The 12,526-nt window shown below is 61.9% G+C and carries 14 protein-coding genes; 6 read left to right on the forward strand and 8 right to left on the reverse strand.

Annotated elements, in window-relative coordinates:
- Nucleotide 1 precedes the first annotated feature (1 nt).
- Nucleotides 2-325, forward strand: coding sequence for a DUF3392 domain-containing protein (locus BFQ04_RS03385; RefSeq protein ID WP_003176691.1), 324 nt, complete (start codon nt 2-4; stop codon nt 323-325).
- A gap of 144 nt (nt 326-469) precedes the next feature.
- Here BFQ04_RS03385 and trmB read toward each other — a convergent pair whose 3' ends face one another.
- The 4 genes from trmB to BFQ04_RS03405 form a co-directional block, all read right to left on the reverse strand.
- A complete protein-coding gene (gene trmB / locus BFQ04_RS03390; protein ID WP_065949588.1) occupies nt 470-1,195 on the reverse strand; it encodes a tRNA (guanosine(46)-N7)-methyltransferase TrmB in 726 nt (241 codons plus the stop codon).
- Nucleotides 1,196-1,204: 9 nt separating this feature from the next.
- The gene (locus tag BFQ04_RS03395) at nt 1,205-1,999 is read right to left on the reverse strand and encodes a thiazole synthase (protein WP_065949589.1); all 795 of its coding nucleotides are present in this window, start codon (nt 1,997-1,999) and stop codon (nt 1,205-1,207) included.
- Between the two features lie 54 nt (nt 2,000-2,053).
- Entirely contained in the window at nt 2,054-2,254 is a 201-nt protein-coding gene (gene thiS, locus BFQ04_RS03400) for a sulfur carrier protein ThiS (protein WP_065949590.1), read from the reverse strand.
- A gap of 79 nt (nt 2,255-2,333) precedes the next feature.
- On the reverse strand, nt 2,334-2,708 hold the full coding sequence (locus BFQ04_RS03405; protein WP_065949591.1) for a DUF423 domain-containing protein: 375 nt from the start codon (nt 2,706-2,708) through the stop codon (nt 2,334-2,336).
- Nucleotides 2,709-2,782: 74 nt separating this feature from the next.
- Between BFQ04_RS03405 and mtgA the strand changes: the two genes are divergently transcribed.
- Nucleotides 2,783-3,505 carry a monofunctional biosynthetic peptidoglycan transglycosylase gene (mtgA, locus tag BFQ04_RS03410; RefSeq protein WP_065949592.1) on the forward strand — a complete coding sequence of 241 codons (723 nt, stop codon included), beginning with the start codon at nt 2,783-2,785 and terminating at the stop codon, nt 3,503-3,505.
- A gap of 131 nt (nt 3,506-3,636) precedes the next feature.
- Here the strand turns inward: mtgA and rpoH are convergent, their stop codons facing one another.
- From rpoH to ftsY, 4 genes are all read right to left on the reverse strand, one after another.
- Complete coding sequence (gene rpoH, locus BFQ04_RS03415) at nt 3,637-4,491, reverse strand: RNA polymerase sigma factor RpoH (protein ID WP_003176698.1); 855 nt, start codon at nt 4,489-4,491, stop codon at nt 3,637-3,639.
- 130 nt (nt 4,492-4,621) lie between these two features.
- Nucleotides 4,622-5,644 carry a permease-like cell division protein FtsX gene (gene ftsX, locus BFQ04_RS03420; protein WP_065949593.1) on the reverse strand — a complete coding sequence of 341 codons (1,023 nt, stop codon included), beginning with the start codon at nt 5,642-5,644 and terminating at the stop codon, nt 4,622-4,624.
- Complete coding sequence (ftsE, locus tag BFQ04_RS03425) at nt 5,641-6,312, reverse strand: cell division ATP-binding protein FtsE (protein ID WP_003213784.1); 672 nt, start codon at nt 6,310-6,312, stop codon at nt 5,641-5,643. Before ftsE ends, ftsX begins: the two co-directional genes overlap by 4 nt.
- The gene (ftsY, locus tag BFQ04_RS03430; protein WP_065949594.1) at nt 6,309-7,721 is read right to left on the reverse strand and encodes a signal recognition particle-docking protein FtsY; all 1,413 of its coding nucleotides are present in this window, start codon (nt 7,719-7,721) and stop codon (nt 6,309-6,311) included. Before ftsY ends, ftsE begins: the two co-directional genes overlap by 4 nt.
- A gap of 231 nt (nt 7,722-7,952) precedes the next feature.
- Here ftsY and BFQ04_RS03435 point away from each other — a divergent pair, with 231 nt between their 5' ends.
- From BFQ04_RS03435 to BFQ04_RS03450, 4 genes are all read left to right on the forward strand, one after another.
- Nucleotides 7,953-9,308 carry a M16 family metallopeptidase gene (locus BFQ04_RS03435; protein ID WP_065949595.1) on the forward strand — a complete coding sequence of 452 codons (1,356 nt, stop codon included), beginning with the start codon at nt 7,953-7,955 and terminating at the stop codon, nt 9,306-9,308.
- A complete protein-coding gene (locus BFQ04_RS03440) occupies nt 9,301-10,791 on the forward strand; it encodes a M16 family metallopeptidase (RefSeq protein ID WP_065949596.1) in 1,491 nt (496 codons plus the stop codon). The genes BFQ04_RS03435 and BFQ04_RS03440 overlap by 8 nt, the downstream gene beginning before the upstream one ends.
- Entirely contained in the window at nt 10,791-11,396 is a 606-nt protein-coding gene (gene rsmD / locus BFQ04_RS03445; protein WP_065949597.1) for a 16S rRNA (guanine(966)-N(2))-methyltransferase RsmD, read from the forward strand. Before BFQ04_RS03440 ends, rsmD begins: the two co-directional genes overlap by 1 nt.
- Before the next feature lie 132 nt (nt 11,397-11,528).
- Entirely contained in the window at nt 11,529-12,524 is a 996-nt protein-coding gene (locus tag BFQ04_RS03450) for a hydrolase (protein WP_065949598.1), read from the forward strand.
- The last annotated feature ends 2 nt before the right edge of the window (nt 12,525-12,526 follow it).

The raw sequence follows: 12,526 nt of genomic DNA on the forward strand, positions 1-12,526 counted from the left end.
AATGGACCTGGTACTCGACCTGCTCGCCACCGTATCCCGCTGGAGCCGTAGCAACCTGTCGGAAATCTCCCTGGCCCTGGTCGGCTGTCTGCTGGTGCTGTTCGGCGCCGACATCAAGGGCTGGGTCGAAGCCCGCCTGGGCAGCATTGCCGGTGCGTTGCGCGTGCCCTTGATGGCCCTGCTGTGCATGATAGGCAGCGGCGCGGCGTTGATCTACGCCACACCGTGGATTGTGCGAGGGCTGAGCCAGTTCAATAACTACAGCCTGGCGCCGGTGTTGGTGGTGGTGCTGGTGTTGATCGGCGTAGTCGCCGACCGCCGCTGATCTCAAGCCCAACACAAAACCAACTGTGGGAGGGGGCTTGCCCCCGATTGCAGTGGATCAGTCATCCAATCTTTGACTGATACACCGCTATCGGGGGCAAGCCCCCTCCCACATTTTTACTGCATTTCAAATTCGAAGCGGGTCTCAGGCCAGCTTCTCGAACTTCAAATCCCACACCCCATGCCCCAACCGCTCGCCACGGCGTTCGAACTTGGTGATCGGGCGCTCCGCCGGGCGCGGTACGCATTTGCCGTCTTCGGCCAGGTTGCGGTAGCCGGGGGCGACGTTCATCACTTCCAGCATGTAGTCGGCATACGGTTCCCAGTCGGTGGCCATGTGCAGGATGCCACCCACTTTCAGCTTGCTGCGCACCAGTTCCGCGAAGGAAGCCTGGACGATGCGACGCTTGTGGTGACGGGCCTTGTGCCAGGGGTCGGGGAAGAACAGCATCAGCCGGTCGAGACTGTTGTCGGCGATGCAGCGGTTGAGCACTTCAATCGCGTCGCAATCATAGACCCGCAGATTGGTCAGGCCCTGAGTCAGCACGCCGTTAAGCAACGCACCGACGCCTGGGCGGTGCACTTCCACACCGATGAAATCCTGCTCCGGCGCGGCCGCAGCCATTTCCAGCAGGGAATGCCCCATGCCGAAACCGATTTCCAGGGAGCGCGGGGCCGAACGGCCGAATACCTGGTCGTAGTCTACCGGCGCGTCGGCCAGCGGCAATACGAACAGAGGCGTGCCTTGCTCCAGGCCCTTTTGCTGGCCTTCGGTCATGCGACCGGCGCGCATCACAAAGCTCTTGATGCGGCGGTGCTTGGACTCGTCGCCCGCTTCCAGGGTGTTCGGCGTTTCGTTTGATTCAGTCATCAATAGCTCTTACTTGATCAGACCATCCAGCGGCGAAGAGGCGCTGGCATAGAGTTTTTTCGGCATGCGACCGGCGAGGTAGGCCAGGCGGCCCGCGACGATTGCGTGTTGCATGGCCTGGGCCATCATGATCGGTTGCTGGGCATGGGCGATGGCCGAGTTCATCAGCACCGCGTCGCAGCCCAGCTCCATGGCGATGGTGGCGTCGGAGGCCGTGCCCACGCCCGCGTCCACCAGCACCGGGATTTTGGCTTCTTCAAGGATGATCTGCAGGTTATACGGATTGCAGATACCCAGGCCGGAGCCGATCAAGCCGGCCAGCGGCATTACCGCAATGCAGCCGATTTCTGCCAGCTGGCGCGCGATGATCGGGTCATCGCTGGTGTAGACCATCACGTCAAAGCCTTCCTTGACCAGGGTTTCAGCGGCCTTGAGGGTTTCGATCACGTTGGGGAACAGGGTTTTCTGGTCGGCCAGCACTTCCAGCTTCACCAGATTGTGGCCGTCGAGCAACTCACGGGCCAGGCGGCAGGTGCGCACGGCTTCGATGGCGTCATAGCAGCCGGCGGTGTTCGGCAAAAAGGTGTAGCGCTGCGGCGACAGCACTTCGAGCAGGTTCGGCTCGCCCGCGATCTGGCCAAGGTTGGTGCGACGCACGGCGAAGGTAACGATGTCGGCGCCCGAGGCTTCGATGGCCAGACGGGTTTCTTCCATGTCGCGGTATTTGCCGGTGCCGACCAGCAGACGGGACGGGTAGGTACGACCGGCCAGGACGAAGGGCTTGTCGCTACGAACGATGCTCATGGGAAATCCTCGTAATGGGGTGAGGTTCTGCAGAATGCGTTACAGCCGGGGCGACTAGCCGCCGCCGATGGCGTGGACCACTTCGACCTGGTCACCCTCGCTGAGCGCGGCGCCTTCGTGCTGGCTGCGCGGGACGATATCCAGGTTGAGCTCCACTGCGACGCGACGCCCGGTCAAATCCAGGCGGGCCAGCAGGGCCGCAACGGTTTCACCGTCGGGCAGATCAAGGGGTTCGCCGTTCAACTGAATGCGCATGCCACGGGCCGCCATCGTTTTTAGGGGCCGGCATTCTAACGCGATTGGGACCTGAAGGTCAGCTCCAAGCGTCAAGCGGTCAAAGCTGCAAGCGCCACGCCGCCAAGCCCAGGAAGAACCAGCCGAGCAGGAAAGCCAGGCCGCCAAACGGCGTGATGATGCCCAGCTTGCTGATCCCGGTCATCGTCAACACATACAGGCTGCCGGAGAACAGCAAAATACCGACGACAAACGAAACACCCGCCCAGGTGACCAGTCGCCCGGGAATATGCGCGGCCAGCAGGGCCACCCCAAATAAAGCCAGGGTGTGCACCAGTTGATAGGTCACGCCGGTATGGAAGATCGCCAGGTAATCGGCGCTCAGGCGGTTCTTCAGGCCGTGGGCGGCGAAGGCGCCCAGGGCGACACCGGTGAAACCGAAAAAAGCAGCCAGCATCAGAAAGCTACGCAGCATGAGGAACTCCAGTCAGACTCATCGGGCAGGGTCTGTATAATGGCCCGCTCAACGGGTTCGGCCAAGCCATCTCTATGCTGCGTGTCCTCTTCAAACGCTTTCTCAACGTCCTGAAATGGTTCGCCATCGGCAGTGTGCTGCTGGTGCTGCTGTTTCGCGTCGTACCGCCGCCGTTCACTGCGTTGATGGTGGAACGCAAGGTCGAATCCTGGATCGACGGCGAGCCGATTGACCTGCAGCGCAGCTGGGTGCCGTGGGACGAGATTTCCGATGACCTCAAAGTGGCGGTGATGGCCGGTGAAGACCAGCGTTTCCCGCAGCACTGGGGCTTTGACTTTGGCGCGATCCAGGCAGCGATCCTGCACAACGAACGCGGCGGTTCGATCCGGGGAGCCAGTACGTTGAGCCAGCAGGTGTCGAAGAACCTGTTCCTGTGGACCGGGCGCAGCTATCTGCGCAAGGGCCTGGAAGCCTGGTTTACCGGATTGATCGAAGTGCTATGGCCCAAGCAGCGCATTCTTGAGGTGTACCTCAACAGCGTGGAGTGGGATGAGGGCGTGTTTGGCGCAGAAGCGGCGGCGCGGCATCACTTTGGCGTGAGCGCCAAGGGGCTCTCGCGGCAGCAGGCCAGCTATCTGGCGGCCGTATTGCCGAACCCGCGCGTCTGGAGCGCCAGCCATCCGACCGCCTATGTGGCGCGGCGCGCGGCGTGGATTCGCCAGCAGATGAGTCAACTGGGCGGCGAAGGTTATCTGGTTGAGCTGAACAACTCCCGCAAGGCCCCCTGGTCCGACTGACACAACACACAAACAAATGTGGGAGGGGGCTTGCCCCCGATAGCAGAGTATCAGTCGACATCTAAGTGACTGTTCCACTGCAATCGGGGGCAAGCCCCCTCCCACATTTTGACTCAGTGCTGCCAGCAGGTTTAGGCGGCGATCGACAGCTTCAGCTTGTTCATCGCGCTTTTCTCAAGCTGACGGATCCGCTCGGCCGACACGTTGTACTTCTGCGCCAGGTCGTGCAGCGTGGCTTTTTCTTCCGCCAGCCAACGCTGGTAGAGAATGTCACGGCTGCGGTCGTCCAGCACTTCCAGCGCTTCGTGCAGGTTGTGATTGGAGTTGTCGCTCCAGTCGGCATCTTCCAGTTGACGCGCCGGGTCGTACCGGTGGTCTTCCAGGTAATTGGCCGGCGATTGGAAGGCGCTGTCGTCGTCTGCTTCGGCAGCCGGGTCGAAGGCCATGTCATGGCCGGTCAGGCGGCTTTCCATCTCGCGCACTTCACGGGGCTCCACGCCGAGGCTTTCGGCCACGCGGTGGACTTCCTCATTGTTCAGCCACGCCAGGCGTTTTTTCTGGCTGCGCAGGTTGAAGAACAGCTTGCGCTGGGCCTTGGTGGTCGCCACTTTCACGATGCGCCAGTTGCGCAGGATGAACTCGTGGATTTCCGCCTTGATCCAGTGCACGGCAAACGATACCAGGCGCACGCCCATTTCAGGGTTGAAGCGCTTTACAGCCTTCATCAGGCCGACGTTGCCTTCCTGGATCAGGTCAGCCTGGGCCAGGCCGTAGCCGCTATAGCTACGGGCGATATGTACGACAAAACGCAGGTGGGCGAGCACCATCTGCCGAGCCGCCCCCAAATCCTGCTCATAGTAGAGACTCTCGGCCAGTTCACGCTCCTGCTCGGGCGTCAGCAATGGAATGCTGTTTACCGTGTGCACATAGGCTTCCAGGTTCGCACCCGGGACCAAGGCATAAGCAGGTTGCAAAGAAGTGGTCATACGAAAAAACCTCCGACTCACATAACTCGTGCAGTTCAGCACTGCGAAAATTGACCGGGGAACCGTAGGAAAAGTTCCCTAAACTGCTGACAAGGTCAATACAAACGAAACTACATTACCCTGACATTAACTATTTCGGTGCCAGCTCACGTAAATGCCGTGCGACCGCAATCCACGCACCGATATACCCCAACAGCACCGCACCAAGCAAGAGGCTCAGGCCATCGGCTACCGGCACGCCAGCCAGGGCAAAATCGCTGCCGTACAAGCCGGCCAGCCCGATAACCGCATCGTTCAGCCAGTCCAGGCCAAAAGCCAGCAAGCCCCAGGACAAAACCCCGGCACCGAAGCCATAAAGCGCGCCCATGTACAGAAAAGGACGACGCACATAGCTGTCCGTGCCGCCGACCAGTTTAATCACTTCTATCTCGGTGCGGCGGTTTTCAATATGAAGACGAATGGTATTACCTATCACCAAAAGTAATGCAGACACCAGCAACACCGTCAAACCGAACACGAAGCGGTCGCCCAGCTTGAGGATCGCGGCCAGGCGCTCTACCCAGACTAGATCAAGTTGGGCCTGTTGCACCTTGGGCAGCTCTGCAAGTTTCTGTCGCAGGGCTTCCAGGGCCGGCTTGTCCACCTCATTCGGTGTCACCAGCACCACGCCCGGCAACGGGTTCTGCGGCAGCTCCTTGAGCGCCTCGCCGAGGCCGGATTGTTGCTGGAACTCCTCAAGTGCCTGGTCGCGGCTGATGTATTCGGCCTCCGCCACGCCCGGCATGTTCTTGATATCGTCGCGCAGCGCTTCGCCTTGCTGGGTGCTGGCATCCAGGTTCAGGTACAGCGAAATCTGCGCTGCGCGCTGCCAGGAACCGCCCAGGCGCTCGACATTATTAAGCAGCAACGACAAGCCCATCGGCAGGCTCAGGGCCACGGCCATCACCAGGCAGGTGAAAAAGCTGCCGATCGGCTGCTTGCCCAGGCGGCGCAGACTGTCGAGCAGGCTGGCGCGGTGGCTTTCGATCCAGGCACGCAACAGGGTGCCAAAGTCCGGGCCGTCGTCATCGTCGCGCTTTTTCTTTTTCGGTTGCGGGTCGGCCGGTTTCGGCGCCACGCGTTCGGATACTTTAGGGCTGCGTGTTGCACTCATACGCCGGCCTCCCCGTCACCGATCAGGCGACCGCGTTGCAGGGTCAGCATGCGGTGGCGCATGCGGGCGATCAGGGCCAGGTCGTGGCTGGCGATCAATACGCTGGTGCCCAGGCGGTTGATGTCTTCGAACACCCCCATGATCTCGGCCGCCAGGCGCGGGTCGAGGTTACCGGTGGGTTCGTCCGCCAGCAGCAAGGCCGGGCGGTGGACGATGGCGCGGGCGATACCCACGCGCTGTTGCTGGCCGGTGGACAGGTCGCCGGGGTAGAGGTCGGTCTTGTCCGACAACGCCACGCGCTCCAGCGCCGAATCCACCCGTTTGACGATCTCGGCCTTGGACAGTCCTAGAATCTGCAGGGGCAAGGCGATGTTGTTGAACACTGTGCGATCAAACAGCAACTGGTGGTTCTGGAACACCACGCCGATCTGACGGCGCAGGAACGGGATCTGCGCATTGCTGATGGTGGCCAGGTCCTGGCCCGCCAGCAACAGCTTGCCGGTGGTCGGCCGCTCCATGGCCAGCAGCAGGCGCAACAACGTGCTCTTACCGGCGCCGGAGTGACCGGTTACAAACAAAAACTCGCCCCGCCGTACTCGAAAGCTCAGCTCATGCAAGCCCACATGCCCGTTGGCGTAGCGTTTACCGACCTGTTCGAATCGAATCATGAACGCTCCCGCTCGGCAAACAGTGCCTGTACAAAGGGTTCGGCTTCAAAAGTGCGCAGGTCGTCGATGCCTTCACCGACGCCGATGTAACGAATCGGCAACCCGAACTGTTTGGCCAGGGCGAAAATCACACCGCCCTTGGCCGTGCCGTCGAGCTTAGTCAAGGCCAGGCCGGTCAGTTGCACCGTCTGGTTGAATTGCTTGGCCTGGCTGATGGCGTTCTGGCCGGTACCGGCGTCCAGCACCAGCAGCACTTCATGGGGGGCATCGGCGTCGAGCTTGCCGATCACACGGCGGACTTTCTTCAGCTCTTCCATCAAGTTGTCTTTGGTGTGCAGGCGACCGGCGGTGTCGGCAATCAACACATCGATGTTACGGGCCTTGGCGGCCTGCACGGCATCGAAGATCACCGAAGCGGAGTCGGCACCCGTGTGCTGGGCGATCACCGGGATCTTGTTGCGCTCACCCCACACTTGCAGCTGCTCGACGGCAGCGGCACGGAAGGTGTCGCCGGCGGCGAGCATGACTTTCTTGCCCTCGCCCTGCAGCTTTTTGGCCAGCTTGCCGATGGTGGTGGTCTTGCCGGCGCCGTTGACGCCCACGACCAGGATCACGAAAGGTTTCTTCTGCGTAATCACCAGCGGCGCTTCAACGGGTTTGAGCATGGCGGCCAGCTCGGCCTGCAGGGATTTGTACAACGCGTCCGCGTCGGTCAGCTGCTTGCGCGCGACCTTCTGGGTCAGGCTCTGGATGATGACGGCGGTGGCTTCCACGCCCACGTCTGCGGTGAGCAGGCGGGTTTCAATGTCTTCCAGCAGCTCGTCATCGATGGTCTTTTTGCCGAGGAACAGGCTGGCCATGCCTTCGCCGATACTGGCGCTGGTTTTGCTCAGGCCCTGTTTAAGGCGGGCGAAGAAGCCGGTTTTACTGGTTTCGGCGGGTGCGGCGGGCTCTTCGATGACCGCAGGCACGGCAACTGCAGCTGGCACTTCAGCAGGGATTTCAGCAGGCATTTCGACTGCTGGGGGTGCCGTGACGACAACCTCTACCGGCGGCGCCACAGGAATGGGCGGCGTCACGTGTTCAGCCTGCACATCCTCAACCAGTGCCACCGGCTCCTCGGCTACCGGCAGCTCCAGCCACGGTTTGTGCTCGGGTTCAGGTTCAGGTTCAGGCGCAGGTTCTGCCTCGACCACCGGCTGCAACACCGGCTCCGCAATCGGCAACACCACCGGCGCCGGTGTTTCGGCAACCGGCTCGGCTTCTACTCTAGGCTCAGGGGTAAGTTCGGGTTGAACCTGCGGCTGTTCGACGACGGTTTCCTGCGGCTTTTTGCGCAGCCATCCGAACAGGCCTTTTTTCTCGCCAGCCGCAGCTGGGGTCTTCTTGTCGTCGTTGGAACCAAACATGGAGACGGCTATCTCAAGGTAGCGACGCGCCAAGCGGCGCTTCGGTAAATAAAATTCGATGCGTAACAGACTGTTTTTTAGCCAGCTCGTTCATGCGCAACATTTTGAAGGCCTAAATAGAGCCTTAACAGGACAGCCACAGTGGCCGTCCCTGAGTCGGATCAGTATCCTAGCACCTCCTCGCCCGCCGACGCTAAGACCAAGCGGGCAGTCCAACAGGTTAAAAAACGAATGAATGCTCTAGCCCGCCGCGCCGCAGGCCTGCTGCTCAGCACAGTTTGTCTGCCCCTTTCAGCTTTGGCTGCCGATCCACAACCCACCCACGAATTCACCCTCGACAACGGCCTCAAGGTCGTCGTGCGCGAAGATCATCGTGCGCCGGTGGTGGTTTCCCAAGTCTGGTACAAGGTGGGCTCGAGCTACGAAACCCCGGGCCAGACCGGTTTGTCCCACGCCCTGGAACACATGATGTTCAAGGGCAGCGCCAAAGTCGGCCCCGGCGAAGCCTCGCTGATCCTGCGCGACCTGGGCGCCGAAGAAAACGCGTTCACCAGTGACGACTACACCGCGTACTATCAGGTGCTGGCCCGTGACCGCCTGGGCGTGGCCTTCGAACTGGAAGCCGACCGCATGGCCAGCCTGCGCCTGCCGGCCGATGAGTTCAGCCGCGAAATCGAGGTGATCAAGGAAGAGCGCCGCCTGCGCACCGACGACAACCCGATGTCCAAGGCCTTTGAACGTTTCAAGGCCATGGCCTTCCCGGCCAGCGGCTATCACACGCCAACCATCGGCTGGATGGCCGACCTGGAACGCATGAAGGTCGAGGAACTGCGCCACTGGTACCAGGCCTGGTACGTACCGAACAACGCGACCCTGGTGGTGGTCGGCGATGTCACGCCGGGCGAGGTGAAAGCCCTCGCCCAGCGCTACTTCGGCCCGATCCCCAAGCGCGACGTCCCTCCCGCCAAGATTCCGATGGAGCTGGCCGAGCCCGGCGAGCGCCTGCTGACCCTGCACGTGCAAACCCAGTTGCCGAGCGTCATGCTCGGTTTCAATGTGCCCGGCCTTGCGACGGCCGAAGACAAGCGCTCGGTCCAAGCCCTGCGCCTGATCTCGGCCCTGCTCGACGGCGGCTACAGCGCGCGTATCTCCGAGCAGTTGGAGCGCGGTGAAGAACTGGTCTCCGCCGCCTCCACCAATTACGACGCCTATACCCGCGGCGATACCCTGTTCATGCTGAGCGCCACGCCTAACCAGCAGAAGAAAAAGACCGTCGCCCAAGCCGAAGCCGGCCTGTGGCGCCTGTTGGAAGAGCTCAAGGCCAAGCCGCCTACCGCCGAAGAACTCGAGCGCATCCGCGCCCAGGTAATAGCAGGCGTGGTCTACCAGCGCGACTCCATCACCAGCCAGGCCACGGCCATCGGTTCGCTGGAGACCGTCGGCCTGTCGTGGAAGCTGATGGACACTGAGCTTGCCGACCTGCAAAGCGTGACCCCGGAGGATATCCAAAAGGCGGCGCGCACTTATTTCACCCGCGAACGTCTGAGCGTCGCCCATGTTTTGCCTGAGGAGACCGCTCATGAGTGACCGCAAAAGCAGCCGCCTGATTCTGCCCGGCCTGATCGCCGTTACCCTGATCGCGGCCAGTGCCGTGTATTTGCTGCGCCCGAGCGAGTCCGTTGCCAGCCCGGCGCTGGACAAGGCTCAATCGGCCAGCAAGCTGCAATCGCTGGCTGAGCTGGACGGTAAAGCACCGACCAACCGCAAGCTCGACGTACAGACCTGGACCACCGCCGAAGGCGCCAAGGTGCTGTTCGTCGAAGCCCATGAATTGCCGATGTTCGACGTGCGCATCCTGTTCGCCGCCGGCAGCAGCCAGGACGGCAACGTGCCGGGACTGGCCTTGATGACCAACGCCATGCTCAACGAAGGCGTGCCGGGCAAGGACGTCAGCCAGATCGCCAGCGGCTTTGAAGGCCTGGGCGCCGATTTTGGCAATGGCGCCTACCGCGATATGGCCCTGGTGTCCCTGCGCAGCTTGAGCGACAGCGACAAGCGCGAGGCCGCACTGGCGCTGTTCGATGATGTGATCGGCAAGCCGACGTTCCCCGCCGACTCACTGGCCCGCATCAAGAACCAGATCCTGGCCGGCTTCGAATACCAAAAGCAGAACCCCGCCAAGCTGGCAAGCATCGAGCTGTTCAAGCGCCTGTACGGCGACCACCCGTATGCCCACCCAAGCGAAGGCACGCCTGAAAGCGTTCCGGCGATTACCGTGCAACAAATGCAGGCATTCCATGCCAAGGCCTACGCGGCGGGCAATGCCGTGATCGCGGTGGTCGGCGACCTGACCCGTGCCGAAGCCGAAGCCATGACTGCCAAGGTTTCTGCCGCGCTGCCCAAGGGCCCGGCCCTGGCGAAGATTGCCCAGCCGACGGAACCAAAGGCCGGCCTGAGCCGTATCGAGTTTCCGTCCAAGCAAACCCACCTGCTGTTCGCGCAGTTGGGCATCGACCGTGCAGACCCGGATTACGCAGCCTTGTCCCTGGGCAACCAGATTCTCGGCGGCGGTGGCTTCGGCACCCGTCTGATGAGCGAAGTGCGCGAAAAACGCGGCCTGACCTACGGCGTGTACTCCGGTTTCTCGCCGATGCAGGTGCGTGGCCCGTTCATGATCAACCTGCAGACCCGCGCCGAAATGAGCGGCGGCACCCTGCGCCTGGTTGAAGAGGTGGTGGCCGACTACCTCAAAAACGGCCCCACCCAGAAAGAACTCGATGATGCCAAGCGCGAACTGGCCGGCAGCTTTCCGCTGTCCACCGCCAGCAACGCCGATATCGTCGGGCAGTTGGGGGCCATGGGTTTCTACAACCTGCCGCTGAGCTATCTTGAAGATTTCATGAAACAATCCCAGGCGCTGACCGTAGAGCAGGTCAAGGCTGCAATGAACAAACACTTGAGCGCCGACAAGATGGTCATCGTGACCGCCGGCCCGACGATTGCGCAAAAGCCACTACCGCCCCCCACTGATAAACCCGCCGAGCAGCCGCTCGGGGTTCCGGAGCATTAATGGCCAGTTCATCTCGCCCGAAAAAACCTGTCCACAACGTGCATAACGGTGTGGGCCAACTGCGCATCATTGGCGGTGAATGGGGCAGCCGCAAGCTGAGCTTCCCCGATGTCGTGGGCCTGCGTCCGACGCCGGATCGCGTGCGCGAAACCCTGTTCAACTGGCTGGCGCCGTACATCGGCGGCGCCAAGGTACTTGACCCGTTTGCCGGCAGTGGCGCGTTGTTCCTGGAGGCGCTGTCCCGTGGCGCAGCCCAGGCACAAGCGCTGGATGCGAGCAATGTGGCGGTGTCCAGCCTCAAGGAACACTTGGGTACCTTGCGCTGCACCAATGGCCAGGTCCAGACCGCCGACGCCTTGCGCTACCTGGAAACCCAGGCTGCCAGCGAATACGACGTGGTGTTCCTCGACCCACCGTTCAACCAGAACCTGCTGCCGACCGTGTGCACGCTGCTGGAAGAACGACAGTGGCTGGCGCCGGATGCATGGATCTACACTGAAAGCGAAACCGCGCCGTCGACGCTCGGCCTGCCGGGCAGCTGGCGCCTGCACCGGGAGCAGAAATCCGGGCGGGTGTATTACGCGCTGTGGCACCGCGCCCTGTAAGAGCGAGCTTGCTCGCGAAGGTCGAACAGGCGACACGGGCTGCCTGATAGCGCTGCGTCATCGTTAACGTTTTTCGCGAGCAAGCTCGCTCCTACAGGAGTGCAGGCAAGCTCGTCCGGCAGCGAGTATTTCATGACTCCCTCTGTGGACCGCTTCAAACCCGCCTTCGGCCTCGGCAACCCCCACTTGCAGACACTGTGGGGGCCGCTGTGGCGCCCGACCACCCACATCGAGCGCCAACGCGAACGCCTGTGGCTGGAAGACGGCGACTTTCTCGACCTCGACTGGCACGGCCCCCACGACGTGCAGGCGCCGCTGGTGCTGGTGCTGCACGGGCTGACCGGTTCGTCCAATTCTCCTTACGTGGCCGGTTTGCAAAAAGTGCTCGCCGCCCAAGGCTGGGCCAGCGTGGCGTTGAACTGGCGCGGTTGTTCGGGCGAGCCGAACCTGTTGGCTCGCAGCTATCACTCCGGTGCCAGCGAAGACCTGGCGGCGGCGATCGCCCATCTGCGCGCCAAGCGACCTTTGGCGCCCGTGTATGCGGTGGGTTATTCCCTGGGCGGCAACGTGTTGCTCAAGCATTTGGGCGAAACCGGTGCGGCTTCGGGGCTGCAAGGCGCGGCGGCGGTATCGGTGCCGTTTCGCCTGGACCAATGCGCGGATCGCATCGGGCTGGGGTTTTCGCGGATCTACCAGAAGCACTTCATGCGCGAGATGCTGGCGTATATCCGCGTCAAGCAACGCCAGTTTCTGCAGGACGGGCGGCAAGACGGATTGAAAGCCCTGGAAGCTTTGGGTTCGCTGGAGAAAATGCGCACGTTCTGGGATTTCGACGGGCGGGTCACTGCGCCGCTGCACGGCTTCCAGAGCGCCGAGGATTATTACCGCAAGGCGTCGAGCCGCTACTATCTGGGCGCTATACGCACGCCAACCCTGATTATCCAGGCAGCTGATGATCCGTTTGTGTTTGCCCACAGCCTGCCCGAAGCCGGTGAGCTATCAGACTGTACGGAGTTTGAGCTGTTGGCCCAGGGTGGACATGTGGGATTCGTAGAGGGTTCGCTGAAACGCCCCGGCTACTATCTGGAACGCCGCATCCCCCAATGGCTACTGGCACAACACGGATAAAA

Origin of the sequence: Pseudomonas sp. 37 R 15, assembly GCF_900004865.1 — a bacterium.
In the GTDB taxonomy this organism is placed as follows: domain Bacteria; phylum Pseudomonadota; class Gammaproteobacteria; order Pseudomonadales; family Pseudomonadaceae; genus Aquipseudomonas; species Aquipseudomonas fluorescens_AM.

Coding starts and splice junctions, on each gene's coding strand:
- rsmD (WP_065949597.1), top strand. CDS start 10,791: ATGGCCAGTTCATCTCGCCCGAAAAAACCTGTCCACAACGTGCATAAC.
- BFQ04_RS03435 (WP_065949595.1), top strand. CDS start 7,953: ATGAATGCTCTAGCCCGCCGCGCCGCAGGCCTGCTGCTCAGCACAGTT.
- ftsY (WP_065949594.1), bottom strand. CDS start 7,721: ATGTTTGGTTCCAACGACGACAAGAAGACCCCAGCTGCGGCTGGCGAG.
- ftsE (WP_003213784.1), bottom strand. CDS start 6,312: ATGATTCGATTCGAACAGGTCGGTAAACGCTACGCCAACGGGCATGTG.
- BFQ04_RS03395 (WP_065949589.1), bottom strand. CDS start 1,999: ATGAGCATCGTTCGTAGCGACAAGCCCTTCGTCCTGGCCGGTCGTACC.
- BFQ04_RS03450 (WP_065949598.1), top strand. CDS start 11,529: ATGACTCCCTCTGTGGACCGCTTCAAACCCGCCTTCGGCCTCGGCAAC.
- thiS (WP_065949590.1), bottom strand. CDS start 2,254: ATGCGCATTCAGTTGAACGGCGAACCCCTTGATCTGCCCGACGGTGAA.
- mtgA (WP_065949592.1), top strand. CDS start 2,783: ATGCTGCGTGTCCTCTTCAAACGCTTTCTCAACGTCCTGAAATGGTTC.
- trmB (WP_065949588.1), bottom strand. CDS start 1,195: ATGACTGAATCAAACGAAACGCCGAACACCCTGGAAGCGGGCGACGAG.
- rpoH (WP_003176698.1), bottom strand. CDS start 4,491: ATGACCACTTCTTTGCAACCTGCTTATGCCTTGGTCCCGGGTGCGAAC.
- BFQ04_RS03405 (WP_065949591.1), bottom strand. CDS start 2,708: ATGCTGCGTAGCTTTCTGATGCTGGCTGCTTTTTTCGGTTTCACCGGT.
- ftsX (WP_065949593.1), bottom strand. CDS start 5,644: ATGAGTGCAACACGCAGCCCTAAAGTATCCGAACGCGTGGCGCCGAAA.
- BFQ04_RS03385 (WP_003176691.1), top strand. CDS start 2: ATGGACCTGGTACTCGACCTGCTCGCCACCGTATCCCGCTGGAGCCGT.
- BFQ04_RS03440 (WP_065949596.1), top strand. CDS start 9,301: ATGAGTGACCGCAAAAGCAGCCGCCTGATTCTGCCCGGCCTGATCGCC.